25 protein-coding genes are annotated in these 25893 nt (G+C 57.1%); 6 read left to right on the top strand and 19 right to left on the bottom strand.

The annotated features are described in order from the left end of the window. Window positions 1-234 precede the first annotated feature (234 nt). A complete protein-coding gene (locus DG357_RS19805; RefSeq protein ID WP_041907950.1) occupies window positions 235-1566 on the top strand; it encodes an SLC5/6 family protein in 1332 nt (443 codons plus the stop codon). A gap of 20 nt (window positions 1567-1586) precedes the next feature. Beyond that, window positions 1587-2888, top strand: coding sequence for an L-cysteine desulfidase family protein (locus DG357_RS19800; RefSeq protein WP_108780350.1), 1302 nt, complete (start codon window positions 1587-1589; stop codon window positions 2886-2888). 53 nt (window positions 2889-2941) lie between these two features. On the opposite strand, the gene DG357_RS19795 is transcribed toward DG357_RS19800, so the two are convergent. Further along, on the bottom strand, window positions 2942-3643 hold the full coding sequence (locus DG357_RS19795) for a pirin family protein (RefSeq protein WP_028014512.1): 702 nt from the start codon (window positions 3641-3643) through the stop codon (window positions 2942-2944). Window positions 3644-3747: 104 nt separating this feature from the next. Here DG357_RS19795 and yhaJ point away from each other — a divergent pair, with 104 nt between their 5' ends. After that, window positions 3748-4650, top strand: a complete 903-nt coding sequence (yhaJ, locus tag DG357_RS19790; RefSeq protein ID WP_041907956.1) for a DNA-binding transcriptional regulator YhaJ — start codon at window positions 3748-3750, stop codon at window positions 4648-4650. Between the two features lie 41 nt (window positions 4651-4691). On the opposite strand, the gene DG357_RS19785 is transcribed toward yhaJ, so the two are convergent. The 11 genes from DG357_RS19785 to DG357_RS19735 form a co-directional block, all read right to left on the bottom strand. Further along, window positions 4692-5057, bottom strand: a complete 366-nt coding sequence (locus DG357_RS19785; protein ID WP_028014511.1) for a DUF805 domain-containing protein — start codon at window positions 5055-5057, stop codon at window positions 4692-4694. Between the two features lie 105 nt (window positions 5058-5162). Then, a complete protein-coding gene (locus DG357_RS19780) occupies window positions 5163-6149 on the bottom strand; it encodes a glutathione S-transferase family protein (RefSeq protein WP_048999509.1) in 987 nt (328 codons plus the stop codon). Between the two features lie 72 nt (window positions 6150-6221). Then, on the bottom strand, window positions 6222-6614 hold the full coding sequence (locus DG357_RS19775; protein WP_014833394.1) for a DoxX family protein: 393 nt from the start codon (window positions 6612-6614) through the stop codon (window positions 6222-6224). A 241-nt stretch (window positions 6615-6855) separates the two neighbouring features. Beyond that, window positions 6856-7152, bottom strand: coding sequence for a YqjK-like family protein (locus tag DG357_RS19770; RefSeq protein WP_014885330.1), 297 nt, complete (start codon window positions 7150-7152; stop codon window positions 6856-6858). After that, window positions 7149-7547 (bottom strand): phage holin family protein, encoded by a 399-nt coding sequence (locus DG357_RS19765; protein ID WP_041907961.1) that lies wholly within the window; start codon window positions 7545-7547, stop codon window positions 7149-7151. Before DG357_RS19765 ends, DG357_RS19770 begins: the two co-directional genes overlap by 4 nt. A gap of 1 nt (window position 7548) precedes the next feature. After that, window positions 7549-7854: a DUF883 family protein gene (locus tag DG357_RS19760; protein ID WP_008503141.1), complete on the bottom strand. Its 306-nt coding sequence runs from the start codon at window positions 7852-7854 to the stop codon at window positions 7549-7551. A 29-nt stretch (window positions 7855-7883) separates the two neighbouring features. Further along, entirely contained in the window at window positions 7884-8252 is a 369-nt protein-coding gene (locus DG357_RS19755) for a DUF1090 domain-containing protein (protein WP_028014508.1), read from the bottom strand. A gap of 143 nt (window positions 8253-8395) precedes the next feature. Then, entirely contained in the window at window positions 8396-8779 is a 384-nt protein-coding gene (mzrA, locus tag DG357_RS19750) for an EnvZ/OmpR regulon moderator MzrA (RefSeq protein WP_028014507.1), read from the bottom strand. 2 nt (window positions 8780-8781) lie between these two features. Then, window positions 8782-9444, bottom strand: coding sequence for a DedA family general envelope maintenance protein YqjA (gene yqjA / locus DG357_RS19745; RefSeq protein ID WP_008503144.1), 663 nt, complete (start codon window positions 9442-9444; stop codon window positions 8782-8784). A 343-nt stretch (window positions 9445-9787) separates the two neighbouring features. Continuing rightward, window positions 9788-10564, bottom strand: a complete 777-nt coding sequence (gene exuR, locus DG357_RS19740; RefSeq protein WP_028014506.1) for a transcriptional regulator ExuR — start codon at window positions 10562-10564, stop codon at window positions 9788-9790. A gap of 115 nt (window positions 10565-10679) precedes the next feature. Then, window positions 10680-11978 (bottom strand): MFS transporter, encoded by a 1299-nt coding sequence (locus DG357_RS19735; protein ID WP_028014505.1) that lies wholly within the window; start codon window positions 11976-11978, stop codon window positions 10680-10682. Between the two features lie 476 nt (window positions 11979-12454). On the opposite strand from DG357_RS19735, the gene uxaC reads away from it, so the two are divergent. After that, window positions 12455-13867: a glucuronate isomerase gene (uxaC, locus tag DG357_RS19730; RefSeq protein ID WP_088204362.1), complete on the top strand. Its 1413-nt coding sequence runs from the start codon at window positions 12455-12457 to the stop codon at window positions 13865-13867. Between the two features lie 17 nt (window positions 13868-13884). Further along, a complete protein-coding gene (locus DG357_RS19725) occupies window positions 13885-15372 on the top strand; it encodes a UxaA family hydrolase (protein ID WP_088204363.1) in 1488 nt (495 codons plus the stop codon). A 140-nt stretch (window positions 15373-15512) separates the two neighbouring features. Here the strand turns inward: DG357_RS19725 and sstT are convergent, their stop codons facing one another. The 4 genes from sstT to DG357_RS19705 all read right to left on the bottom strand — a co-directional run bounded on the left by sstT (window position 15513) and on the right by DG357_RS19705 (window position 19767). Beyond that, on the bottom strand, window positions 15513-16754 hold the full coding sequence (gene sstT, locus DG357_RS19720; RefSeq protein ID WP_041907970.1) for a serine/threonine transporter SstT: 1242 nt from the start codon (window positions 16752-16754) through the stop codon (window positions 15513-15515). Between the two features lie 221 nt (window positions 16755-16975). Next, window positions 16976-17944: a TerC family protein gene (locus DG357_RS19715; protein WP_088204364.1), complete on the bottom strand. Its 969-nt coding sequence runs from the start codon at window positions 17942-17944 to the stop codon at window positions 16976-16978. A gap of 250 nt (window positions 17945-18194) precedes the next feature. After that, on the bottom strand, window positions 18195-19193 hold the full coding sequence (locus DG357_RS19710; RefSeq protein WP_088204365.1) for a Gfo/Idh/MocA family protein: 999 nt from the start codon (window positions 19191-19193) through the stop codon (window positions 18195-18197). 70 nt (window positions 19194-19263) lie between these two features. Beyond that, complete coding sequence (locus DG357_RS19705; RefSeq protein WP_023333531.1) at window positions 19264-19767, bottom strand: YgjP-like metallopeptidase domain-containing protein; 504 nt, start codon at window positions 19765-19767, stop codon at window positions 19264-19266. 83 nt (window positions 19768-19850) lie between these two features. Between DG357_RS19705 and rlmG the strand changes: the two genes are divergently transcribed. After that, window positions 19851-20987 carry a 23S rRNA (guanine(1835)-N(2))-methyltransferase RlmG gene (rlmG, locus tag DG357_RS19700; protein WP_088204366.1) on the top strand — a complete coding sequence of 379 codons (1137 nt, stop codon included), beginning with the start codon at window positions 19851-19853 and terminating at the stop codon, window positions 20985-20987. Here the strand turns inward: rlmG and DG357_RS19695 are convergent. The 3 genes from DG357_RS19695 to lsrR form a co-directional block, all read right to left on the bottom strand. Beyond that, on the bottom strand, window positions 20984-23005 hold the full coding sequence (locus tag DG357_RS19695) for an NADPH-dependent 2,4-dienoyl-CoA reductase (protein ID WP_088204367.1): 2022 nt from the start codon (window positions 23003-23005) through the stop codon (window positions 20984-20986). The two genes, rlmG and DG357_RS19695, sit on opposite strands and share 4 nt — an antisense overlap. Window positions 23006-23190: 185 nt before the next feature. Continuing rightward, a complete protein-coding gene (gene lsrK / locus DG357_RS19685; protein WP_088204368.1) occupies window positions 23191-24771 on the bottom strand; it encodes an autoinducer-2 kinase in 1581 nt (526 codons plus the stop codon). Between the two features lie 32 nt (window positions 24772-24803). Beyond that, entirely contained in the window at window positions 24804-25775 is a 972-nt protein-coding gene (lsrR, locus tag DG357_RS19680) for a transcriptional regulator LsrR (protein ID WP_088204369.1), read from the bottom strand. Window positions 25776-25893 lie beyond the last annotated feature (118 nt).

Below are 25893 nucleotides of genomic sequence, written 5' to 3'. Positions count from 1 at the left end.
TAATTTCGTGAATATTGTCACATTTAGAAAATACCCTCCTCGTTTCCACCTCCAGTAGCAATTTTTCCTTCAGTGTCAGGAAATCCCTATAAAACTTGTGACTTTTTTCTCCCTTGCTCCGGCTATGATTTCCTCACACCAATAACAAACACCTGCTGCTCTCTGACTCGCAATCGCTGGCGATCGGAACCTAATAAAAACAATTGTTTACCCTACAAAATAAGCGAGTGCCCAATGAATATGGCAACAAACAGCAGTGTGATTGTGAGTGATTCCCCTGCGGCAAGGCGGGCGGGAATGAGCGAAAGCGAATGGCGAGAGGCGATCAAATTCGACAGCACCGACACGGGCTGGGTCATCATGAGTATCGGGATGGCTATCGGCGCGGGTATCGTTTTTCTTCCGGTGCAGGTTGGATTAATGGGGCTGTGGGTCTTTTTGCTCTCCTCGATTATTGGCTATCCGGCCATGTACCTCTTCCAGCGATTATTTATTAATACGCTGGCGGAATCCCCGGAATGTAAAGACTACCCGAGCGTGATTAGCGGTTATTTAGGTAAAAACTGGGGCATCTTATTAGGTGCACTTTATTTCGTGATGCTGGTCATCTGGATGTTTGTCTATTCCACGGCTATCACCAACGACAGCGCATCCTATTTGCACACTTTCGGTGTCACCGAGGGGTTGCTGTCGGAAAATCCCTTCTACGGCTTATTCCTGATCTGTATTCTGGTTGCCATCTCTTCGCGCGGTGAAAAGCTGCTGTTTAAAGTCTCCAGCCTGATGGTGCTGACCAAATTATTTGTGGTGGCGGCGCTGGGGCTTTCAATGATCGGCCTCTGGCATTTAGCCAACGTCGGTATGCTGCCGCCGATGGGGTTGCTGATAAAAAATGCCATTATTACGCTGCCCTTTACCTTAACCTCCATTCTGTTTATCCAGACCTTAAGCCCGATGGTGATTTCCTATCGTTCACGGGAAAAATCCGTTGAGGTGGCGCGTCATAAGGCGCTGCGGGCGATGAATATCGCCTTTGGCATACTCTTTGTCACGGTCTTCTTCTACGCCGTCTCTTTCACCCTGGCGATGGGACACGACGAAGCGGTGAAAGCCTACGAGCAGAACATTTCCGCCCTGGCGATTGCGGCGCAGTTTATCAGCGGCGACGGCGCGGGCTGGGTCAAAATCGTCAGCGTGATCCTCAATATTTTTGCCGTGATGACCGCCTTCTTCGGCGTCTATCTCGGCTTCCGCGAAGCCACGCAGGGGATCGTGATGAATATCCTGCGCCGTAAAATGCCGGCTGAACGTATTAATGAAAGCATCGTCCAGCGCGGGATCATGCTGTTCGCTATCCTGCTGGCCTGGAGCGCGATCGTGTTAAACGCGCCGGTACTGAGCTTCACCTCTATCTGTAGCCCCATCTTCGGCATGGTGGGCTGCCTGATCCCTGCGTGGCTGGTCTACAAGGTACCGGCGCTGCATAAATATAAGGGCGTATCGCTGGTGATTATTGTCATCACCGGGCTGCTGCTTTGTGTTTCTCCTTTCCTCGCATTTTCCTGAGGGCAAATAAGGTCGTAACGATGTCTGAGCAAACTCATCCTTTATGGAATCAATTTATTCGCGTAGTGCAGGAAGAAGTTAAGCCTGCGCTGGGGTGCACCGAGCCCGTTTCTCTGGCCCTTGCCTGTGCGATTGCCGCAGAGCAACTGCCCGGCGACGTCACGAAGATTGAGGCGTGGGTATCGCCGAATCTGATGAAGAACGGGCTTGGCGTAACGGTGCCGGGCACCGGCATGGTCGGGCTGCCCATTGCGGCGGCGCTGGGTGCCATCGGTGGCAATGCGCAGGCGGGGCTGGAAGTGCTGAAAGATGTCACCGCCGATGCGCTGGCGCGGGCCAAAGCAATGCTTAACGCCGGTCTGGTGCAGGTGAAATTGCAGGAGCCGTGCGATGAGATCCTCTATTCACGTGCCTGCGTCTACGCCGGTGAGGCCTCGGCCATGGTGACCATTGCGGGCGGACATACCCGCGTGGTGGAGGTGGTTTGTCACGGCGAAACGCGCTTCAGTCTTGACGAGCGGCAGGCCGAGGTAAGTAACGATCCGCTGGCTGTACTGTCAAACACCACGCTCTCGCAGATCCTGGAGTTTGTCGAACAGGTACCGTTCGAGGCGATCCGCTTTATCCTGGAAGCAGGGCAACTGAACGACGCGCTCTCTCGTGAAGGGCTTAGCGGGAAGTGGGGGCTACACATTGGCACCACCCTCAATAAGCAGCGCGCACGCGGATGGATGGCGCAGGATCTGGGTTCAGACATCGTTATCCGCACCAGTGCGGCCTCGGATGCCCGCATGGGCGGTGCGACGCTGCCGGCGATGAGTAACTCGGGCTCCGGGAATCAGGGAATTACAGCCACCATGCCGGTTGTCGTGGTCGCTGAACATGTTCAGGCCGATGACGAACGGCTGGCGCGGGCGCTGATGCTCTCGCATCTGTCGGCTATCTACATCCATTACCAGCTTCCGCGTTTGTCCGCGCTGTGTGCGGCGACAACGGCCGGTATGGGGGCCGCCGCAGGGATGGCGTGGCTGATGGGCGGAAGCTATCAGACGATTGCAATGGCCATCGGCAGTATGATCGGTGACGTCAGCGGGATGATCTGCGACGGGGCGTCTAACAGCTGCGCCATGAAAGTCTCGACCAGCGTCACCAGCGCCTGGAAAGCCGTGATGATGGCGCTGGATGAGTCGGGCGTGACGGGTAACGAAGGAATTGTGGCCCACGACGTAGAACAGTCTATCTCTAACCTGTGCGCCCTGGCGTGCCGCTCAATGCAGGCAACGGACCGGCAGATTATTGAGATTATGGCGAGTAAGGTGTAGCGATTGGCATTCGACCCTCTTCCCAAAGGGGAGAGGGTCCGATCGAGCAACTCTTAAACCGGCAAATCAATCAGCAGCGCGCGCAGCGGCGTATCTGCCACCAGGGTGATATTCGCTTCGTCACGAATAAACGCCCCGTCGCCGCAGGTGAGCGCTTCTTTCTCTTCCGCGTGCGTTACCGCATGCACCGTACCGTGAATGGACTGCAAATAGGCGCGCGGGCCGTGCAGCTGGAAGCTTGCCTGTTCACCTTTTTTCAGTTCGATATGGTGCAGCCATACCTGCTGTCGCAGCTGCAAGCTGTCCTTGCTGCCGTCAGGCGAGGCAATCAGCTGCTGTTTATCGCCCTTCAGATCTATTTTCTGCACCAGCGGGTTTTCTCGCTCAGGGCAGGCGTCGAGCCACAGCTGCATGCGCGTCAGCGTTTTGTCTTTGCTGAGGTTATGCTCGCTGTAGCTGATGCCCGGCTGCGTGGAAATTAACAACGCTTCGCCAGCCTTTGCCTGGACATGATTGCCCTCGCTATCGCGGTATTCTGCCTCGCCTTCCAGGATCAGGTTCAGGATATCGACTTTCGGATACGTACGCGGCTGGAAGGAGGCGCCCGGGGCGAGCACTTCCTGGTTCAACACGCGCAGTGAAGCGTAACCGAGGAGTTTAGGGTCAAAGTAGTGTCCAAAGGAAAAGGTGTAGCGGGCCTGCAGCCAACCGAAATCGGCTTGTCCGCACTGTTTCGCTGTTCTTGTCGTAATCATAAACTTGACCTCTCTTTACACTAAAACAATGGTAAAGGTATGGACGCTGCATTGTTAGCCAGATATTCTGCCTGGTATGTTCAAATTTCCTGAATGAGAACGAGATGGCTAAAGAGAGAGCATTGACGCTTGAGGCGCTTCGCGTCATGGACGCGATTGACCGGCGCGGCAGCTTTGCCGCGGCGGCAGATGAACTGGGGCGCGTTCCGTCTGCGCTAAGCTACACCATGCAAAAACTGGAGGAAGAGCTGGACGTCGTGCTCTTCGATCGCTCCGGTCATCGAACAAAATTCACCAACGTGGGGCGGATGCTGCTGGAGCGAGGTCGCGTGCTGCTGGAAGCGGCGGACAAGCTCACCACGGACGCCGAAGCGCTGGCGCGAGGCTGGGAAACCCACCTGACGTTAGTCACCGAAGCGCTGGTGCCGACCGAAGCGCTGTTCCCGCTGGTGGACCGCCTGGCGGCGAAGGCCAATACGCAGCTGTCGATCATCACCGAGGTGCTGGCCGGGGCGTGGGAGCGTCTGGAGACGGGCAGGGCGGATATCGTCATTGCGCCTGACATGCATTTCCGCTCATCGTCAGAAATCAACTCGCGCAAGCTCTACAGCGTCATGAACGTTTACGTCGCCGCGCCGGATCACCCGATTCACCAGGAGCCGGAGCCGCTCTCTGAAGTGACGCGCGTGAAGTACCGCGGCGTGGCGGTGGCGGATACCGCGCGCGAGCGTCCGGTGCTGACGGTTCAGCTGCTGGATAAACAGCCGCGTCTGACGGTCACGTCACTGGAAAACAAGCGGCAGGCGCTGCTGGCCGGTTTGGGCGTGGCGACGATGCCCTACCCGTTTGTCGAAAAAGATATTGCGGAAGGGCGACTGAGGGTGGTGAGCCCGGAGTATACCAGCGAAGTGGACATTATTATGGCGTGGCGCCGCGACAGCATGGGCGAAGCCAAATCGTGGTGCCTGCGCGAAATTCCAAAGCTGTTTGCGCATCACAACAAATAAGCGAGCAGGCCCGGTAAGCGTAAGCGCCACCGGGCAGTAATTTACGCGCCGATCTTAGGATCCGGACCAAAGCGGTTTTCGCCCGGCGTCCCGCTCTGACAGTTGAAAATTAAAATCACGATCCAGCCGACAAGCGGGATTAACAGCAACAGCAGCCACCACGCCGAACGATCGGTGTCGTGGAGACGACGAAACAGCACGGCCCATGAAGGCAGCAAAACGAGCAAGCCATAAATCGTAGTGAGTACGCCTTCACCGCCAGCGCGCTCCCAGCCGAGGATTTTATCCACGATGCCCAGCACCATAATCAGGACGAAGTTCACCAGAACGAACATCCAGTACTCTTTGCGGCGGGCGCGGCCACCAAATCCAACGTAGTTGCGCAGTACTTTTAAATACCAGTCCATTTTCCTTGCCTCTTAATCAGTCAATCACTTGTTTTCTAAGCGATCGAGGTAAGGATAGATGTATGCTGTGAATTAAAAAAGGGAATCAATTGATTCCCTAAATAATTATCCGAAACGCACGTCGCGCCCGTGCGGTTCATCCAGATCCTGCCACGGGCCAATGGAGATGATGCCCGTCGGGTTGATGGTCTTGTGGCTGCGGAAATAGTGGGTGCGAATATGGTCAAAATCGACCGTCTCCGCGATCCCCGGCATCTGGTAGATGTCTCGCAGGAAACCATACAGGTTCAGGTAGTCGCTGATGCGGTGTTTATCGCACTTAAAGTGGGTGACATAGACCGGGTCAAAGCGAACCAGCGTGGTCCACAGGCGAATGTCCGCTTCCGTCAGGCGATCGCCCGTCAGGTAGCGATGCTGGCCCAGGATCTGCTCCAGGCGCTCCAGCGATTCAAACACCTTTCCGACCGCTTCGTCATAGGCTTCCTGGCTGGTGGCGAAACCGGCCTTATAGACACCGTTGTTGACGTTGTCGTAAATCCAGCTGTTCAGCTCGTCAATCTTATCGCGCAGTTCAACCGGGTAGTAATCCCCGGCGCGGGCGCCGTGCGCATCAAACGCGGTATTGAACATGCGGATGATTTCCGCGGACTCATTGCTGACTATCGTCTGGTTTTTCTTGTCCCACAGCACCGGCACGGTCACGCGTCCGGTGTAGTGCGGATCGGCGCGCAGGTAGAGCTGGTAGAGGAAATCGTGGTGATACAGGTCATCACCGGTCGCAGCGGGGAAATCACTGTCGAACGTCCAGCCGTTTTCCAGCATCAACGGGTTGACGACTGAAACCGGAATGAAGGATTCGAGGCCTTTTAGCTTGCGCACGATCAGCGTGCGGTGCGCCCACGGGCAGGCGAGGGAAACATAAAGATGATAACGATCTTTCTCCGCCGCAAAGCCCCCTTCGCCACTCGGGCCGGGTGCGCCGTCGGCGGTCAGCCAGTTACGGAAGGCCGAAACAGAGCGCTTAAAGCGTCCACCGGTGGATTTGGTGTCATACCAGACATCCTGCCAGACGCCGTCTACGAGTTGTCCCATTTTTTACTCCTCCGTCAGATAGCAAAAGCGAGGAGATGTCTCCTCGCTTTGTGTTTATTCAGTATAGCGTGCTTACCATTTCTTATTCAGAACGCGGTCGATGCTGTATGCGCCTGGGCCGGTAATCGCCAGCAGCAGGAAGCCACCCGCGATGGTCAGGTTTTTCATAAACATCAGTGAGTTCACGCCTTCAGCAAAGTTGCTATGGAAGATGAACGCGGTCAGCAAGGTGAAGCCTGCGGTAAACAGCGCGGTGGTGCGGGTCAGGAAGCCGAACAGAACCGCCAGGCCGCCGCCAAACTCAAGCAGAATGGTCAGTGGCAACAGGAACCCCGGAACGCCCATGGCTTCCATATACTGCTGGGTACCCGCATAACCGGTAATTTTGCCCCAACCTGCCACGATAAACAGAATTGGCATCAGAATACGCGCGACCAGTACACCAACATCTTCTAATTTTTTCATTTTACTCTCCAGGAAACCACATAAGCGGCTGAACATTATTTGTCTGCAATTCCGCGTTGATACCGCGGCTCTGCTGTCGATGGAGAGGAGTGTAAACGGGGCGGGTAGCAATTGTTAGCAAGGAAAACTGTCAATCTTCTTCAAAGATATTGAGTAAGGGCAGGTGCGCGCTGGTGCCCTCAGCCCACGGGGAGAAGGGCAGAAACAAAAAACGGTAACCTGAGTTACCGTTTTGCGTTTATCACCGCAGCTGTTGTTGCCGCAACGTTGCTTTGACCAGACGCCAGGCGCTCCATGCACCAAAACCGCGTCGGGCCCAGCGGATGAGCATATTCGGATGACGAACCGTCCAGATAGCCATCACGCTGCTGCCGACCAGTGCCCACGAACGCAGGCTCAGGAAGGTATTCCAGCCACGGTCAAACCGTCGCGTCGCGTCGATCCAGTCACGGCGGCTGGCAGACAGATCCAGCCGCTGCTGCTGGATCTGACTTAACAGGTACGCTTTTCGCTTCTGACGTTCCGCTTTATCGCTCACGGCTTGTCATCCTCCAGCAGGGCGCGATCGTTAGCCAGTTCCTGGCGCGTGTGGCGCAGGAAAGTGGACCTGCGCGCTTTACGCATCGTCCATATGCCGCCAATCAGCGCCGCGACCAGCAGAACGACGGTCGTGGCAATCATCGCGTTAAGTCGATACTGCGGGTCAATGGCCCAGATGATTAACACCATCAGGCTCATCAGACCAAACGCGGCGAAGAGCATGGTCAGCCCGAGCATCAGCAGCATCTGGAAGAGGTTCGCTTTCTCCTCTTCCAGTTCGACCACTGCCAGCCGGACGCGCGTTTCGGCAATCCCAACCAGCGTCGTTAAAATACGCTGGCCGATGCCGAGGACGTTATTAGCAGGCCCTTGTGCGTGACGAGGATCTTCCATATCAACGACGCGTCAGCAGGACACCCAGTACCACACCCACTGCGGCACCAATACCAACTCCCGTCCATGGATTGTCGCGCACATATTCATCTGCACGCGCAGCCGCTTCACGGGTCTGTTTCGCCAGTGCATCACCGGTTTCACCCAGGCGGTAGCGGCTCTCTTTCAGCGCCTGCTCCGCTTTGCTGCGCAGCTTGCTTACTTCTTCTTTCGACTTATCGGCAGAGGAGTTCAGCACCTCTTCAAGGGTATCGGCCAGGGATTTCAGTTCAGCGCGCAGATGTTCAGACGTCGTATCTTTTGACATGATTCTCTCCTGTTGAGATTTCCGTTAACTCAATAATCGCGAGCTTCCAGCGCTTTCAGGTCGTCCTGCGCCTCTTTCAACTTCTTCTCGCGCTTAGCAATTTTTTCCGCATCCCCTTTCTCTTTCGCTTCCTGCAGGTCTTGACGGCGCTCGGCTATCTCGTCCTTCTGTTCAGCGATTTTCTTTTGGTGATCGGCACGCAGCTTGCTGTCTGAACAGTTCGCTTTCACTTCGCTCAGCGCTTTTTTGAGACCATCAACACGGTGCTGATTGTTATGCTTTTCGGCATAACCGATCTCACGCTGAATATCCTGTTCTTTCTCCTGACAGAGAGAGTTTGCGAAGGTCGTTGTGCTTAAAGAAAAAAGGGCCAGAGCCAGGGTCATGCGGAATTTCATTATCGAAACCTTCCATTGTGTTGCGGGGTTAGCCGCTATCCAAAATGATGCGGAGTACATTCGAGGGGTGCTCCGCGTACTTAAGCATAGTAAGTAAACGGGGGATTCACCAAAGTGAGTGAAAAGATTCGGAATCCAGGAAGTTATCCAAACCGATGCGACGTATCGCGAATCAATGATAACCACGCGGCTGGCGGGTTGTCATCTTCCTGCTGGGCAATGATATAGCCGTGCGGCAGCGTACGGTCAAGAACCGCTTTCGCGGCAGCGCTCTGCGCACGGGAATCAAACTTAATCAGTAAAACATCGTCCTGCGGGGTGATGCTTTTAAAGCGGATGCCGTTTGCATCCAGATGATGCCAGACAGAAAAACCGTCAGGCACACCGCCCCCCTGGTTTACCGGGCGAATGGCCAGCGTAGCGTCCTGATGTGAAAGCGTGTTCCAGGCCAGCAGTACGGCACTGAGCATCACCAGTGCAATAAAGGCACAGGCAAAGCGGCGCATGGCGAGCGGTGAGATAACCATCGTTAACCTCGCGCTCCGTATTTTTTCTTCCACAGGACAACCAGCGAGCCGATCAGGCCGAAGACCAGCAGAACAACAGGCAGCAGCATCAGGCAGGACATCAGCTGATCTTCATATTTCATGAAGACCGGCGTCTTACCCAGCGCATAGCCCAGCGTCGTCAGGATCAGAACCCATAACAGGCCGCTCATCCAGTTGAAGAACTGGAAGCGTGCGCTGCTCAACCCGGACAGCCCGGCAATGGTGGGCAGCAGGGTGCGCACAAACGCGATAAAGCGGCCAATCAGCAGCGCGGAAAGCCCATGCTTATGGAACAGGTGGTGTGCCCGCTGGTGATAGTGCGCAGGCAGATGGGAAAGCCAGTTCTGTACTATTCGGGTATTGCCCAGCCATCTTCCCTGGATATAGCTCACCCAGCAGCCAAGGCTGGCCGCGACGGTCAGTAATAAAATGGTTTGCGGGAACGCCATTGCGCCTTTAGCACACAGCACGCCGACAAGCACCAGCAAACTGTCGCCCGGCAAGAAGGCTGCAGGCAGCAAACCATTCTCAAGGAACAGAATCATAAACAAGACAAAATAGAGCATGCCAATCATGGAAGGGTTGGCCAGCGTTTCAAAATCCTGCGCCCAAAGGGCATGCAGCAGTTGGGTCAAAAGTTCCATTCAGTGTTCCTGGAAATCGGTTAACGTCTCGCCTGTTATCCGGGACAAACAGCACGGCGACATTGTTGTGATTTCATTATGGTCGCTCGCGGACACATTGCGGTGTGGCCAACACTGTTCCCTGTTAATTGGCTGGTTAGCAAGCACTAACTTTCAAAATAACGAAGTGAATCCAATTGTAACAAAGCCCAACGTTCTGCGTCACAGAATTTGCAGGGTGAGGTGATTTTGGCGTAAGCCCTGAAAGTGAGCGAGGGATTTTACAAAGGCTGACACTATATATGTTTTGCTTACCCATTCAGGCGGGGAGGCGCAGCGAAGCGCCTGCCGGTAGAAAGGTCGCCTATTTTGCGCCGCTCGGGGCCGTATCGAGATGAACGACAGGATTATCGGCAAAAAGATAACGGTCAGCGTTAAATTCGAAGTCGTCACTGGTTTCATTGAAGAGCATCTGCTTGGTGTTTTCCAGGTGCTGCCACATGGCGAGCTTCGCGGCGTGGGGATCTTTACGAATCAGCGCCTTAAGAATTTGATCGTGGTCGTCACACCAGTTGTCCACGGTACGCGAATCAATATGATCGTGCAGTTTTTTCCAGTACGGGTTGTGAACGCGCTGAGTCCACATTTTCTCAACGATTGCCGCCAGCGCTGTATTTTGGGTTGCCAGGGCGACCTGAACGTGAAACTGCAGGTCCCACTCGGAATCACGGAAACATTTTTCCTTGCGAGCGTTCTCCTGGATCTCCATCAGCTTCATGATGTCCTGCTTGGTCACCTGCGTGGCGGCAAATTCGGCAATATTGCTTTCGATCAGCTGGCGAGCCTGGAGCAGCTCAAACGGACCGTAGCTGGCGAATTCAAGACTTTCATCCGCCACCGGAGAGTGTTTAGGCTGATTAGAAATAACGTGAATGCCGGAACCTTTGCGTACCTCAACGTAGCCTTCCACTTCCAGCATGATAATCGCTTCGCGCACCACGGTTCGGCTTACGCTTTTTTCATCCGCGATAAAGCGCTCGGCGGGAAGTTTATCACCGACAAGATAGACTCCTTGCTCGATGCGATCTTTCAGCTCGGCAGCAAGTTGTTGATATAAACGACGTGGTTCGGTGATTTCCATATGCGCTCCAGGCAGGGTACGGCAGATGATTTGTTATACCACTTTCACGGAATACTCTCCAGATTTTGCCATTAAAAAAGCCGCCCGGGGGCGGCTTCGGTGAAACGCATTTTCGCTAACTCTGCGTAGCCGGTCGCCCGAGAGACTCTTTCGCCAGCTCCTCTGCGGATTTGCTTTTCAGCACCGTCCAGATAACCACCGCGCCCATCAGGTCGAAGATTGCCAGCACCGCGAACAGCGGGCTGAAGCCGATGGTATCCGCCAGCGCGCCGACGACCAGCGCGAACATCGTACTCGCGGTCCACGCGGCCATCCCGGTCAGGCCGTTGGCGGTGGCCACTTCGTTGCGACCGAAGACGTCAGACGAGAGCGTAATCAGCGCGCCGGAGAGCGACTGGTGCGCAAAACCACCGATGCACAGCAGCGCGATAGCGACGTAGGGGCTGGTGAACAGACCAATCATGCCCGGGCCAATCATCAGCAGGGCGCCCATGGTTACCACCATCTTACGGGAAACAATCAGGTTCACCCCAAACCAGCGCTGGAACAGCGGTGGCAGGTAGCCGCCTACGATACAGCCCAGGTCAGCGAACAGCATCGGCATCCAGGCGAACATCGCGATCTCTTTCAGGTTAAAGCCGTAGACTTTAAACATAAACAGTGGGATCCACGCGTTGAAGGTACCCCAGGCCGGTTCAGCCAGGAAGCGCGGCAGGGCGATACCCCAGAACTGACGGGTGCCCAGGATCTGCCAGACGGACATCTTCTTGCCATTGTTGGTCTGATGCTGCGCTTCCTGACCACCAATAATGTATTCGCGTTCTTCCTCGGAGAGTTTTTTCTGATCGCGCGGGTGTTTATAGAAAACCAGCCACGCCATTGCCCAGGCGAAGCTCAGCACGCCAGAGATAATGAATGCCATCTGCCAGCTGTGCATCACGATGGCCCACACCACCAGCGGTGGCGCAATCATTGCGCCGATGGACGAGCCCACGTTGAAGTAACCCACCGCAATGGAACGCTCTTTTGCCGGGAACCACTCAGAGCTGGCTTTCAGCCCCGCCGGGATCATTGCGGCTTCTGCCGCACCGACCGCGCCACGGGCCAGCGCCAGGCCGCCCCAGCTGCCTGCCAGTGCGGTTGCACCGCAGAATACCGCCCAGGCGATGGCGAAGAAGGCATAGCCGATTTTGGTACCCAGAATATCGAGAACATACCCAGCAACAGGCTGCATGACGGTGTAAGCGGCAGAATAGGCCGCGATGATGTAAGAGTATTGCTGCGTGGAGATATGCAGTTCTTCCATCAACGTCGGCGCCGCGGCTGCCACGGTGTTACGTGTCAGGTAGCCCAGCACGGTGCCCAGCGTCACCAGTGCGATCATATACCAACGTAACCCTTTAATTTTACGCATCTAAAACCTCATCGTTATGTTATTTCCGCGCCAGAGCACGGCAACCTCTCAACCGTTGCCGGGAGCAGTTGTGTAACGGGAGGGGCGTAGCCGGGATAATGTCCCGGAACGGCCCGAACCTTGCCATAAGTAAGCGTGCATAAGTCGGTATCCGTACCGTTAAATCCGATGTGTCTCACACCGGTAACGCATTCCGTCGGCTTAGTGTTTGCGACGGCGAAACGATAACTTGTCATACAACTTTAAAAGGTGAGTGACATCACAAATGTATGATTCTTTGTAGGGACATTAATCGCTGCACGCAAAGCCAGAAACGGCGCGGCCTGTAGAAGGGTTTACCCCATTGAGGGTAATTTATTTGTTAGCGTTTATTGATCTCACTCACGAAAAAAGCTTCGGTGAGTGGAAATTGGTGTGATAACTTTGCAGCATATGAACATACGCTTTCTGACGCTCTCGTAATGAGGAAGACGATAATGACGCCGTTTATGACCGACGATTTTCTGTTAGATACCGAATTTGCCCGCCGCCTGTACCACGACTACGCTAAAGACCAGCCGATTTTCGACTACCACTGCCACTTACCGCCGCAGCAGGTTGCCGAAAATTACCGTTTCAAAAACCTGTATGATATCTGGCTGAAGGGTGACCACTATAAATGGCGCGCAATGCGCACCAACGGCGTGGCTGAGCGACTGTGTACCGGCGACGCGACCGATCGCGAGAAGTTCGACGCCTGGGCGGCGACCGTTCCGCACACTATCGGCAACCCGCTTTACCACTGGACGCACCTCGAACTACGCCGTCCGTTTGGTATCACCGGCAAGCTGCTTTCTCCCGCTACGGCGGATGAAATCTGGGACCAGTGCAACGAACTGCTGGCGCAGGATAACTTCTCCGCGCGCGGCATCATGAAGCAGATGAACGTGAAGATGGTGGGCACCACCGACGATCCGATTGACTCCCTGGAGCATCATGCCGTTGTCGCCAAAGACGCCTCTTTTGACATTAAAGTGCTGCCAAGCTGGCGCCCGGACAAAGCCTTCAACATTGAGCAGGCCACGTTCAACGACTACATGGCGAAGCTGGCGGAAGTGTCCGATACCGACATCCGTCGTTTCGCTGACCTGCAAACCGCGCTGACCAAACGCCTGGACCACTTCGCGGCGCACGGCTGTAAAGTCTCTGACCACGCGCTGGACGTGGTGCTGTTCGCGGAATCCAACGAAGCCGAACTGGACAGCATCCTGGCGCGTCGCCTTTCCGGTGAATCGCTTAGCGAGCACGAAGTGGCGCAGTTCAAAACGGCGGTACTGGTATTCCTCGGTGCGGAATACGCCCGTCGCGGCTGGGTACAGCAGTACCACATCGGCGCGCTGCGCAATAACAACCAGCGCCAGTTCAAACTGCTGGGCGCGGACGTGGGCTTTGACTCCATCAACGACCGCCCGCTGGCGGAAGAGCTGTCAAAACTGCTGAGCAAACAGAACGAGCAAAACCTGCTGCCGAAAACCATTCTCTACTGCCTGAACCCGCGCGATAACGAAGTGCTGGGCACCATGGTGGGCAACTTCCAGGGCGAAGGTATGCCGGGCAAGATGCAGTTTGGATCCGGCTGGTGGTTCAACGATCAGAAAGACGGCATGGAGCGTCAGATGACGCAGCTGGCGCAGCTCGGTCTGTTAAGCCGCTTTGTCGGCATGCTGACCGACAGCCGCAGCTTCCTCTCCTACACTCGCCACGAATATTTCCGCCGCATCCTGTGCCAGATGATTGGCCGCTGGGTGCACGCGGGTGAAGCGCCAGCGGATATCCAGCTGCTGGGCGAAATGGTGAAAAACATCTGCTTTAACAATGCGCGTGACTACTTCGCCATTGAACTGAACTAAGGCCGTCTGAGGTTGATATGCAATACATCAAAATCCATTCGCTGGATAACGTGGCCGTCGCGCTGGCAGATTTAACCGAAGGCACGGAAGTGGCCTTCGATAACCAGTCGGTCACGTTGCGCCAGGCCATTGGACGTGGACATAAGTTTGCCCTGATCCCTATTGCAAAAGGGGAGAACGTGGTGAAGTACGGTTTGCCCATCGGCCATGCGCTGGCGGATATTGCACCGGGTGAATATATTCATTCCCACAATACCCGCACCAATCTCAGCGATCTGGACGAGTACAGCTATCAGCCTGAACTACCGAAGGCAGGCGTGCAGGCGGGGGATCGTGAGGTGCAAATCTACCGTCGCGCAAACGGTGATGTGGGGATCCGCAACGAGCTGTGGATCCTGCCGACCGTCGGCTGCGTGAACGGCATTGCGCGTCAGATCCAGACCCGCTTTCTGAAGGAGACCCACGATGCCGAGGGCATCGACGGGGTACATCTGTTCAGCCACACCTACGGCTGCTCCCAGCTGGGTGACGACCATATCAACACCCGCACCATGCTGCAAAACATGGTGCGCCACCCGAATGCGGGCGCGGTGCTGGTGATCGGCCTCGGCTGCGAGAACAACCAGGTCGACGCCTTCCGCGAGACGCTGGGAGAATTCGACCCTGAGCGCGTTCACTTCATGGTGTGCCAGCATCAGGACGACGAAGTGGAAGCGGGCGTTGAGCAGTTGCATCAGCTGTATGAGGTGATGCGCCACGACAGGCGCGAGCCGGGCAGGCTGAGCGAACTGAAGTTTGGCCTGGAGTGCGGCGGGTCTGACGGTCTTTCCGGCATTACCGCTAACCCAATGCTGGGCCGCTTCTCGGATTACGTGATTGCCAACGGCGGCACGACGGTGCTGACCGAAGTGCCGGAGATGTTTGGCGCGGAGCGCATTCTGATGAGCCACTGCCGTGACGAAGAGACGTTTGAGAAGACCGTCACCATGGTGAACGACTTCAAACAGTACTTCATTGCCCACAATCAGCCCATTTACGAGAACCCGTCGCCGGGGAACAAGGCGGGCGGAATCACCACGCTGGAGGAGAAATCCCTCGGCTGCACCCAGAAAGCGGGAGCCAGCCAGGTGGTGGACGTTCTGCGCTACGGCGAACGCCTGAAAACCCACGGCCTGAACCTGCTGAGCGCGCCGGGTAACGATGCGGTCGCCACCAGCGCGCTGGCGGGGGCGGGCTGTCACATGGTGTTGTTCAGCACCGGTCGCGGTACGCCGTACGGCGGTTTTGTGCCGACGGTCAAAATCGCCACCAACAGCGAACTGGCGGCGAAGAAAAAGCACTGGATCGACTTCGATGCCGGGCAACTGATTCACGGCAAAGCCATGCCGCAGCTGCTGACGGAGTTCGTGGACACTATCGTGGAGTTTGCTAACGGCAGGCAGACCTGTAACGAGAAGAACGACTTCCGCGAGCTGGCGATCTTTAAGAGTGGTGTGACGCTTTAAATGTTTTATCGGGTGGCGCTAGCGCTTACCCGACCTACTGAACTTTAATCGGTGCGGCCTGATGCCCTCACCCTGACCCTCTCCCACGGGGAGAGGGTACAAACACTAAAAACGGCAACCTCAGGGTTGCCGTTTTGCTGTTAACCTCGCAGCGCGTTCTTCGCTAAACGCGCGTCTTCCGCCTGACAGGCCGCTGCGGTGAACAGCACGTCGGTAGAGGAGTTCAGCGCGGTTTCGCAGGAGTCCTGCAGCACGCCGATGATGAAGCCGACGGCCACAACCTGCATGGCGATCTCGTTCGGGATGCCGAACATATTGCACGCCAGCGGGATCAGCAGCAGCGAACCGCCCGCCACGCCGGATGCGCCACAGGCACACAGCGACGCCACCACGCTTAGCAGCAGCGCCGTTGGCAGATCCACAGGAATACCCAGCGTTTGCACGGCCGCCAGGGTCAGCACGGTGATGGTGATCGCCGCACCCGCCATGTTCACGGTCGCACCCAGCGGGATCGACACGGAATAGGTATCGCGGTCCAGGTTCAGCTTCTCTGCCAGCGCCATGTTGACCGGAATGTTTGCCGCCGAGCTGCGGGTGAAGAAGGCGTATACGCCGCTCTCGCGCAAGCAGGTGAGCACCAGCGGATACGGGTTACGGCGGATCTGCCAGAACACCAGCAGCGGGTTGATCACCAGCGCCACCAGCAGCATACAGCCGACCAGCACCATCAGCAGCTGCGCGTAGCCCCACAGCGCGTCAAAGCCGGTTGTGGCCAGGGTAGACGACACCAGACCGAAGATACCGATGGGTGCAAAGCGAATCACGACCTTAACGATAAAGGTCACGGCGTTGGACATGTCGTTGACCAGGTTTTTCGTCGTTTCGTTGCCGTGACGCAGGGCGAAGCCCAGGCCGATCGCCCACACCAGAATGCCAATGTAGTTGGCATTCAGCAGAGCATCAATGGGGTTCGTAACCATGCTCATCAGCAGGCCGCGCAGCACTTCCACAATGCCTGAAGGTGGCGTGACGTCGCCCGCCGCAGAGGTCAGATGTAGCGTGGAGGGGAAGAGGAAGCTAAAGACCACTGCGGTCAGCGCAGCAGAAAACGTGCCCAGCAGATATAAAAAGAGAATCGGGCGAATGTTGGTTTTTTGTCCGTGTTGGTGATTGGCGATAGAAGCCATGACCAGCATCAGTACCAGCACCGGCGCAACGGCCTTCAGCGCGCCCACGAAAAGCGTTCCGAGAAGCCCCGTCGCTTCCGCGGCAGGTTTTGACACCAGCGCCAGCAGAATACCCAGAACCAGACCTACCAGGATTTGTTTAACCAAGCTACCCTGCGTCAGACGCGCAAGCAGGCCCTTAGATTGTGTGCTCATACTAAATTCCTAAGTGAAATTGTGTTCCATCCTGGATGTGCTCTAAGTCACATTTATTTCAGGATGTAAATATTTGTTTGCCTGGTTGAGTATCAAGGAAAGCGGGGAAAGGCGGAAGAGTAAAATGCTGGATTTTACGTGTCACATCATATTTTTTAACTATTGAGTCACAAAAGTGTGTTAACCCTCTCCCCTTTGAGGAGAGGGTTAGGGTGAGGGGATTACTCCGCCTGCTGCTTTTTATCGTGCTGGCGGTTAACCCAGGTATTGATAACCAGCGTCACCAGCAGAATGCCGAACACCACGCCAAGCGAAATGGCGATCGGGATGTGGTAGAAATCCACGATCAGCATCTTGATACCGATAAACATCAGAATCACCGACAGACCATACTTCAGCATCGAGAAGCGCTCTGCCGCGCCTGCCAGCAGGAAGTACATCGCGCGCAGACCGAGGATCGCAAACAGGTTAGAGGTCAGCACGATGAACGGATCAGTCGTCACCGCGAAGATTGCCGGGATGCTGTCTACCGCGAAAATCACATCGCTCAGCTCGACCAGAATCAGCACCAGCAGAAGCGGGGTGGCAAACAGCAGACCGTTCTTACGCACGAAGAAGTGTTCGCTCTCGATCTTGTCCGTCATGCGCAGATGGCCGCGGATCCACTTCACCAGCGGCTTATCACCGATACCGGTATCGTCTTCTTTCGCCAGCGCCATTTTGACCCCGGTGAACAGCAGGAACGCGCCGAACACGTACAGCAGCCATTCGAACTGGGTAATTAGCCAGCTGCCGGCGAAGATCATGATGGTACGCAGGACAATGGCACCCAGCACGCCGTAGACCAGCACGCGGCGCTGCAATGCTGCAGGCACAGCAAAGTAGCTGAACAGCATCAGCCAGACGAAGACGTTATCAACCGCCAGGGCTTTTTCAATCAGATAACCGGTGAGGAAGGCGAGCGCCTGAGGATCGGCCACCGCACGGCCTTCAGTCGAGGCCAGATACCACCAGAAGGCGGCGCAAAAGAGGAGCGAGAGGGTAACCCAGACCAGCGACCAGACGGCGGCCTGCTTAACGCTCATGCCGTGCTCGCCGCGACGACCCTGCAAAAAGAGGTCGATCGCCAGCATGATGAGCACGACAACTGCGAATCCGCCCCACAGCATTGGAGTGCCGACAGAATGCATACTATTTTCCTTACACATAAAAAACAAAAACGGCCATGGTCAGAAGACGATAGCCGTTAGCTTTTTATGCATAGACCTCGCCTTCCGGCAAGGTCTCACTTACAACCACGAAGGTTGCCCGGCGACCGGATGCATATTTTACGCATCGTAATGACGATCCACCGGCGAAGAAGTTACTCCCCTTTGCAGGTAACAAAATATGTCAGACCATCGGTTTCGTCAATGGCCTGCGCCGTTTCATTACACAGCTTTACGCGATCGCTTCCGCGCCTATGCCGTCTGCCGGGAACACCACGCCGGTCTTGCGGCGGATCTCGGTTTGCAGCTTCGCCGTGGTGCGGCTTACCGCAAGGCCTGGGTGATTCACTTCGTTGTCTTCCACCAGACGGGCGAAGACCTCTGCCTCATAGAGCATAGTGTTAATATGCTGAGGCTGCGTCAGTTCCTGCGCTTTGCCGCCGCGCGGCACGAAGCTCACCTTCTGGCATTCGGAGATCTTCTCGATGACCAGCGACCCGGCTTCGCCCTGAATTTCGCTCGGCAACACGGAATCGCTCACCTTGGAGTGCTGCAGCGTGACGCTGAAATCACCGTAATCCAGCACCACCAAACCGTGTGCATCCACGCCGCTCTCCAGCAGGCTGGCGGTGGCCGTAACGCCGTGCGGCTCGCCCCACAGCGCTACGGCAGAGGCCAGGCAGTAAAAACCGATATCCATAATCGAGCCGTTTGAGAAGGCCGGGTTAAAGGTATTCGGATTCTCGCCGTCCAGATAGCGCTGATAGCGCGACGAATACTGGCAGTAGTTGATAAAGGCTTTGCGCACTTTGCCAATTTTCGGCAGGGACTGCTGCAGCAGAAGGAAATTCGGCAGGCTGGCGGTTTTGAACGCTTCGAACAGCACCACCTGGTTTTCGCGGGCAAGCGCAATGGCCGCTTCCACTTCCTCAATATTCGAGGCCAGCGGCTTCTCGCAAATTACGTGCTTTTTGTGGCCGAGAAACAGCGCCGTTTGCGGGAAGTGCAGGGAGTTCGGGCTGGCGATATAAACCGCGTCAATGGCGTCGCTTTGCGCCATTTCATCCAGGGAGGTGAAGAGATGCTCGACGAGGTAGTCGTTAGCAAAGCTCTGCGCCTGCTCAAGGCTGCGGGAATAGACTGCGGTGAGTTTAAGTTTGCCGGTTTCGTGGGCGGCGTCGACGAACTGGCGCGTGATCCAGTTCGTTCCAATGACTGCGAAACGTATCATAAACGTTTACGTACTCCGTAGCGGGGAACCTTTAGCCACTGTAGCACGGGATTATTGCAAAACCAGTGCGCTATTCCGCATTACCATTTAACGATAAATGCGTAAGCCACAGGCGGGTATCAAACTCCAGCTGGTGATACTGCGGCTCCATGTGGCAGCACAGGGAATAGAACGCTTTGTCGTGCTCTTTCTCTTTCAGGTGCGCCAGCTCATGGACTACGATCATCCGCAGAAAGGCTTCCGGCGCGTTACGGAAAACCGTCGCCACGCGGATTTCCGCCTTAGCCTTCAGCTTGCCGCCCTGCACGCGGGAGATGGCGGTGTGCAGGCCGAGCGCGTTTTTCAGCACGTGGATCTTGTTGTCGTACATCACCTTGTTGATCGGCGGCGCGCTCTTCAGATATCGGCTTTTCAGATCCTGCGTATACTGCCAGAGGGCCTTATCGGTCGCGAAATCGTGCGTGCCGGGGTAGCGTTTTTCCAGCACCGCGCCGAGCTTCTGCTCGGCAATCAGGCTGCGAACCTGAGTCAGTAAATGCTCCGGATAGCCCTGGAGATAAGTAAGTTGGTTCATCAAAAGCCCAAATTAATGCGAAAACGGGTATACTCACGCACCCTTTTCAGGGATACGCCAAATTTTACCATTCAGGAGGGCCGATGAGCCACTTAGACAACGGTTTCCGTTCACTCAACCTTAAACGTTTCCCGGAAACGGACGACGTAAACCCGCTTCAGGCGTGGGAAGCGGCGGATGAATATCTGCTGCAGCAGTTGGATGAGACTGAAATCCGCGGCCCGGTTCTGATCCTGAATGACGCGTTTGGTGCCCTGGGCTGCGCCCTGGCAGAGCACACGCCGTACAGCATTGGCGATTCCTACCTGAGCGAACTGGCGACGCGTGAAAACCTGCGCCATAACGACATCGACGAGTCCAGCGTGAAGTTCCTCGACAGCACCGCGGACTACCCGCAGGCGCCGGGCGTGGTATTGATCAAGGTGCCAAAAACCATGGCACTGCTGGAGCAACAGCTTCGCGCGCTGCGTAAAGTCGTCACGCCGGAAACCCGCATCATTGCGGGTGCCAAAGCGCGCGATATTCACACCTCAACGCTGGAGCTGTTCGAGAAAGTGCTCGGCCCGACCACTACCACGCTTGCCTGGAAAAAAGCGCGCCTGATCAACTGCACCTTCAGCGCACCGGAGCTGGCCGACGCGCCGGAGACGCTGAGCTGGAAACTGGAAGGCACCGACTGGACCATCCATAACCATGCGAACGTTTTCTCCCGCACCGGGCTGGATATTGGGGCGCGTTTCTTTATGGAGCATCTGCCGGAAAACCTGGAAGGGGAGGTTGTCGATCTGGGCTGCGGCAATGGCGTGATTGGCCTGACGCTGCTGGCGAAGAATCCGGAAGCCAGCGTGGTGTTCAGCGACGAGTCGCCGATGGCGGTGGCCTCCAGCCGTCTGAACGTAGAAACCAACATGCCGGAAGCGGTGGATCGCTGCGAATTTATGATCAACAACGCGCTCTCCGGCGTTGAGCCTTTCCGCTTCAACGCCGTGTTCTGCAACCCGCCGTTCCACCAGAAGCACGCCCTGACGGATAACGTCGCGTGGGAGATGTTCCACCACGCGCGCCGCTGCCTGAAAATCAACGGCGAGCTGTATATCGTGGCGAACCGCCACCTGGACTACTTCCACAAGCTGAAGAAGATTTTCGGCAACTGCGTCACCATTGCGACCAATAACAAGTTTGTGGTGCTGAAAGCGGTGAAGCTGGGGCGTCGTCGCTAAATAACCAGTGCAAGCTGGGTGCCCTGCGCAATCGCCCGCCGCGCATCCAGCTCCATCGCAACGTCGCACCCGCCGATCAAATGCACCGTTTTACCCGCTTCGCGCAGCGGATCGGCCAGATCGCGCTTTGGCTCCTGTCCGGCGCACAAAATCACATGATCCACGCGCAGTAGCTGCAGTTCACCACCGATCAGCACATGCAGCCCGTCGTCGTCGATCTTCTGGTAGCTCACCGCCGGGATCATCTTCACCCCGCGCGAGAGCAGGGTGGCGCGGTGGATCCAGCCCGTGGTTTTGCCCAGCCCTTCACCCGGCTTGCTGGCCTTACGCTGGAGCATCACGATCTGGCGCGGGCTTTTCGGCAGCTGCGGCCCTTCCGGCCGTAATCCGCCGGACTGGCTCAGGCTGGTATCAATGCCCCATTCTACGCAAAACTCGGCGATGTTCTGGCTGGTGGCCTCGCCCGGCTGGCTTAAATACATCGCGGTATCAAAGCCGATCCCGCCGCAGCCGATAATCGCCACCTTCTCGCCAACGGGCGCTTTGTCACGCAATACGTCCAGATAGCTCAACACCTTCGGATGATCGATACCCTCGATTGCAGGCGTGCGCGGTGCGATCCCGCTCGCGAGGATCACCTCGTCGAAACCGATCAGATCCGCCGCGCTGACAAGTTGGTTAAGCCGCAGATCAACACCCGTCAGATCGATCATCCGGCGGTAGTAGCGCAGGGTTTCATAGAACTCCTCTTTGCCGGGGATCTGTTTGGCGATATTAAACTGCCCGCCAATTTCACCGGCGGCATCAAACAGCGTCACGCTGTGCCCGCGCGAGGCGGCATTCACCGCAAACGCCAGCCCAGCGGGGCCAGCGCCCACCACGGCCAGGCGTTTTTTATTGACCGTCGCAACCACCGGCATTTTGGTTTCATGGCAGGCGCGGGGGTTCACCAGGCATGAGGTGACTTTGCCGGCGAAGATCTGATCCAGACAGGCCTGGTTACAGCCGATGCAGGTGTTGATCTCATCCGCACGGCCGCTTTGCGCTTTAGAGAGCAGTTCGGCATCCGCGAGGAACGGACGCGCCATAGAGACCATATCGGCGTCGCCGCGTGAGATCACATCGTCCGCCACCTGCGGGTCGTTAATGCGGTTAGTGGTGACCAGCGGAACGGAGACTTTGCCTTTCAGCTTGCGCGTTACCCAACTGAACGCCGCGCGCGGCACCGGCGTGGCGATGGTCGGGATGCGCGCTTCGTGCCAGCCAATCCCGGTGTTGATGATGGTGGCACCTGCGGCTTCAATCGCCTGCGCCAGCTGCACGGTTTCGTCGAACGTGCCGCCGCCCTCCACCAGGTCGAGCATCGACAGGCGGAAGATAATAATAAAGTCCGCGCCCGCACGTTCGCGCACCGCGCGCACCACCTCCACGGCAAAGCGCATCCGGCGGGCATAGTCACCGCCCCATTCGTCGTCGCGCTGGTTGGTGCGTGCGGCGAGGAATTCGTTAATCAGATAGCCTTCAGAGCCCATCACCTCCACGCCGTCGTAGCCCGCCTCACGCGCCAGCGCGGCGCAGCGGGCAAAATCGTCGATAAGCGCCAGGATCTCGTCGTGGCTGAGGGCGTGAGGGGTAAAGCGGTTAATCGGCGCCTGAATAGCCGATGGCGCAACCAGCTTTGGCTGATAGCTATAGCGCCCGGTGTGCAGAATTTGCAGGGCGATTTTGCTGCCTTCGTTATGCACCGCGTCCGTGACAATGCGGTGATGCGGCAGCTGTGTCGCATCATTCAGGACTGCGCCGCCCTCCATCGTCACGCCTGAAGGGGCAGGGGCTACGCCGCCGGTGACAATCAGCGCCACCCCGTGGCGGGCACGTTCGGCGTAGAAGGCCGCCAGGCGCTCGGCTCCGTCCGGACGCTCTTCCAGCCCGGTGTGCATCGAGCCCATCAGCACGCGGTTTTTGAGGGTGGTAAACCCCAGATCGAGGGGGGCGAATAGCGACGGGTAGCGGCTCATAGTCTCTTCCAGTGTAAAATTATTGTTATGTGGTCGGATGAGTTACTAATTTAGCCAGCGGCAGCAGAAAGGTAAAAGCGGGATCGAATGATTGTGATAGATCTCAAAGAACTTCCCCGGTGGCGCTACGCTTACCGGGGCTACAAAACCCCAGGACGGATAAGCGCAGCGCCATCCGGCGTTATTTACGGCGTCGCTGCCCGCGCTAACCCCGGCGCCTGCCACATCGACGTGGTCAGCCCGCTGTCCACCAGCCCGAGCTGATCCGCGTACACCGCCTGCCACTTCTCCATCATGCCGTCGTACAGCTCCCGGTGCTGCGGGTTTGGCGTAAACTCGCGGCTCCACTTCACCAGCCGCTCGCCCGTCGAGGCCATATCCGCAAACAGCCCCGCGCCCGTTCCGGCGGCAATGGCGCAGCCGAGCGCCGTTGCCTCTTTGACCTCCGGCACGCGCACCGGCAGGCCGGTGACGTCGCTTAAAATCTGGCTCCACAGGGCGCCCTTAGCGCCGCCGCCCGCAAACACCAGGCTATCAAACGTCACGTCGGAGAAACGTGAAATCTGCGTCAGGTTACAGGCCGAGACGATTGCCGCGTTCTCCTCCAGGGCGCGGAACAGCGTCGCTTTGTTGCACTTTTCCGGGTCGATGGAGAGGTTAATAAACGACGGCGCGGCGTGGTACCACTGCTTGAAATGCATCGCGTCGGAGAAGATTGGCATCACGCCGTGGGAGCCAGCGGGTACGCGGCCCGCCATCTCTTCCAGCAGGGAATAGGTGTCCATCCCTATCCGCTCGGCAATCAGCTTCTCTTCGGCACAAAAGGCGTCGCGGAACCAGCGCATGGTCAGCCCGGTAAAGAAGCTGATCGACTCCGCCTGTGCCATGCCGGGGATAACGTGCGGGTTTACGCGGATGTTCATCTCAGGGTCGGTGCGCACCTGCGGCAGGTTAACCACCTGCTGCCAGAAGGTGCCGCCCAGCACCGCCGTTTGTCCGGCGCGGACAACGCCCAGCCCCAGGCAGCCCAGCTGCACGTCGCCGCCGCCCATCACTACCGGCGTGCCCTCGCGTAAACCGCTCTGCTGTGCGGCTTCTTTCGTGATGGCCCCCAGCACGGTGCCGGTCTCTTTTACCGGCGAGAGAATATCGGCGCGCAGCCCGGCCATGTCGAGCAACGCCGGACGCCAGTCGCGTGAAAAGAGATCCAGCATGCCGGTGGTGCCCGCGTTAGACGGATCGACCGCCAGCTCGCCGGAGAGCTTCGCCGCCAGCCAGTCGCTGATCATGGTGATAGTGGCGGCCTTACGATAAATATCCGGGCGATGATGCGCCAGCCAGAGCAGGCGCGGCATGGCGCTAAGGGCAAGCGTCTGGCCGGAAACGTCATACACTTCAGATTCAAAACGGTAGTCGTGGATCTCTTTGAGTTCAGCCACCTCGCGGCTGGCGCGGGCGTCGACGTTGGCGCAGGCCCAGATGGCCTCGCCGCTGCGGTCGTACAGCACGATCCCTTCGCGCATCGAACAGCAGGCGACGGACTGAATATCCGCCGCGCTCAGGCGCGCGCGCTCCAGCGCCTGCTGAATGCATCGGCAGGCCAGCTGCCAGTTGGTGTCGAGATCGAACTCCATCGACCCCGGCACGTTCTCCACGCTCAGGTGCTTCCACTCGGCCTGGCCGACGGCAATCTGGTTGCCCTGTAAATCGAAAATCACGGCGCGAACGCTGCCTGTCCCTGCATCTAACGCTAAAAGGTAACTCATGAGCTTGCCTCGCTGTTAGCGCAGGGCGACTCTTATTCGGCCAGAGCCAGCACCGCGCGGGCTGTCGTCTCTTCCGTCACCAGGCCATTAATACGGCGACCCTTCAGTGCGGCATAAATCGCATCGGCTTTCTCTTTCCCTCCGGCCACGCCAACGATGGTGGGCAGTTGCGCCAGTTCATCGAGCGTGACGCCCAGTAATTCTTTATGGATCTCCAGCTCCTCGACGCACTCCCCTTCGGCGTTAAGGAAATAGCCGAGGATATCGCCCACCGCCCCTTTACGGGCGTACATCAGCTGTTCACCTTCGCTGATATAGCCGGAGCGCAGTATCGTCGCGTCACGTCGCTGGTTCACGGAACCAATGCCGACCACCGCCACGTCAGCGGCGGTCGCGGCGAGGATCACGTCCCGAACGCTGGTTTCGCGCTTTAAGATCCCGGCGACTTCCGCAGATGAAACGCGAAGCGGGGCGGGGATCATGCTGACGCTACAGGCCGCATCCAGCTGGCCGATACCGGTCATATACGGCCCCACGCCGCCGGAAAGCGTCACGAGGCGGATCTGCTGCGAGCTGATAAAGCCGCTTAAGTGTTGCAGGCTGCTCATGGTGGTTTCACCGAACCCCACCGCCAGCAGCTGGCCGGGCTCCAGCACGCCCATCAGCGACTGCGCCGCGCCAATGCCCAGCCGCACGTTCATCGGCGGGGTATTTAGGGCAGGCATCACGCGCACCAGCTTCAGGCCAAAGCGCTGCTGTAGCTCGGTTTCCAGCGACAGGCAGCCCTCGTAGCGGGAGTTGATCTGCACGCGGATCACCCCCGACTGGCGGCCTTTCTCCAGCAGGCGGGAGATTTTCAGGCGCGGCAGCCCGAGGCGTTCGCCGATATCGTTCTGGGTCAGCCCGTCGTGGTAGTAGCACCAGGCGACGCGCGCCACCAGCTCCTCTTCCGCCAGCGCCAGCCCGGCAAACCGTCCTTCTTCCGCAGTGCGTTTATCGCTCATAATTGAACTCTTATAAAAATTTAGATCATATGTTCGTAATGGCGCGGCGTGAAAATGTGAGCCACGCGGCAAAACGGATCATTTAGATCGTTTCTGGTTAATCTGAATCTCAATCGAT

The sequence above is a fragment of the Enterobacter bugandensis genome, from assembly GCF_900324475.1.
GTDB lineage: Bacteria > Pseudomonadota > Gammaproteobacteria > Enterobacterales > Enterobacteriaceae > Enterobacter > Enterobacter bugandensis.
Note: the sequence above shows the minus strand (reverse complement) of the source record. Positions and strands in the feature narration are given on the sequence as shown.

Coding starts and splice junctions, on each gene's coding strand:
- DG357_RS19715 (WP_088204364.1), bottom strand. CDS start 17,944: ATGCATTCTGTCGGCACTCCAATGCTGTGGGGCGGATTCGCAGTTGTC.
- DG357_RS19785 (WP_028014511.1), bottom strand. CDS start 5,057: ATGGACTGGTATTTAAAAGTACTGCGCAACTACGTTGGATTTGGTGGC.
- DG357_RS19755 (WP_028014508.1), bottom strand. CDS start 8,252: ATGAAATTCCGCATGACCCTGGCTCTGGCCCTTTTTTCTTTAAGCACA.
- DG357_RS19780 (WP_048999509.1), bottom strand. CDS start 6,149: ATGGGACAACTCGTAGACGGCGTCTGGCAGGATGTCTGGTATGACACC.
- DG357_RS19705 (WP_023333531.1), bottom strand. CDS start 19,767: ATGAACCAACTTACTTATCTCCAGGGCTATCCGGAGCATTTACTGACT.
- DG357_RS19800 (WP_108780350.1), top strand. CDS start 1,587: ATGTCTGAGCAAACTCATCCTTTATGGAATCAATTTATTCGCGTAGTG.
- DG357_RS19760 (WP_008503141.1), bottom strand. CDS start 7,854: ATGTCAAAAGATACGACGTCTGAACATCTGCGCGCTGAACTGAAATCC.
- DG357_RS19710 (WP_088204365.1), bottom strand. CDS start 19,193: ATGATACGTTTCGCAGTCATTGGAACGAACTGGATCACGCGCCAGTTC.
- DG357_RS19805 (WP_041907950.1), top strand. CDS start 235: ATGAATATGGCAACAAACAGCAGTGTGATTGTGAGTGATTCCCCTGCG.
- lsrR (WP_088204369.1), bottom strand. CDS start 25,775: ATGAGCGATAAACGCACTGCGGAAGAAGGACGGTTTGCCGGGCTGGCG.
- DG357_RS19795 (WP_028014512.1), bottom strand. CDS start 3,643: ATGATTACGACAAGAACAGCGAAACAGTGCGGACAAGCCGATTTCGGT.
- DG357_RS19775 (WP_014833394.1), bottom strand. CDS start 6,614: ATGAAAAAATTAGAAGATGTTGGTGTACTGGTCGCGCGTATTCTGATG.
- DG357_RS19735 (WP_028014505.1), bottom strand. CDS start 11,978: ATGCGTAAAATTAAAGGGTTACGTTGGTATATGATCGCACTGGTGACG.
- mzrA (WP_028014507.1), bottom strand. CDS start 8,779: ATGGTTATCTCACCGCTCGCCATGCGCCGCTTTGCCTGTGCCTTTATT.
- DG357_RS19725 (WP_088204363.1), top strand. CDS start 13,885: ATGCAATACATCAAAATCCATTCGCTGGATAACGTGGCCGTCGCGCTG.
- DG357_RS19765 (WP_041907961.1), bottom strand. CDS start 7,547: ATGGAAGATCCTCGTCACGCACAAGGGCCTGCTAATAACGTCCTCGGC.
- uxaC (WP_088204362.1), top strand. CDS start 12,455: ATGACGCCGTTTATGACCGACGATTTTCTGTTAGATACCGAATTTGCC.
- yqjA (WP_008503144.1), bottom strand. CDS start 9,444: ATGGAACTTTTGACCCAACTGCTGCATGCCCTTTGGGCGCAGGATTTT.
- yhaJ (WP_041907956.1), top strand. CDS start 3,748: ATGGCTAAAGAGAGAGCATTGACGCTTGAGGCGCTTCGCGTCATGGAC.
- exuR (WP_028014506.1), bottom strand. CDS start 10,564: ATGGAAATCACCGAACCACGTCGTTTATATCAACAACTTGCTGCCGAG.
- rlmG (WP_088204366.1), top strand. CDS start 19,851: ATGAGCCACTTAGACAACGGTTTCCGTTCACTCAACCTTAAACGTTTC.
- lsrK (WP_088204368.1), bottom strand. CDS start 24,771: ATGAGTTACCTTTTAGCGTTAGATGCAGGGACAGGCAGCGTTCGCGCC.
- DG357_RS19695 (WP_088204367.1), bottom strand. CDS start 23,005: ATGAGCCGCTACCCGTCGCTATTCGCCCCCCTCGATCTGGGGTTTACC.
- sstT (WP_041907970.1), bottom strand. CDS start 16,754: ATGAGCACACAATCTAAGGGCCTGCTTGCGCGTCTGACGCAGGGTAGC.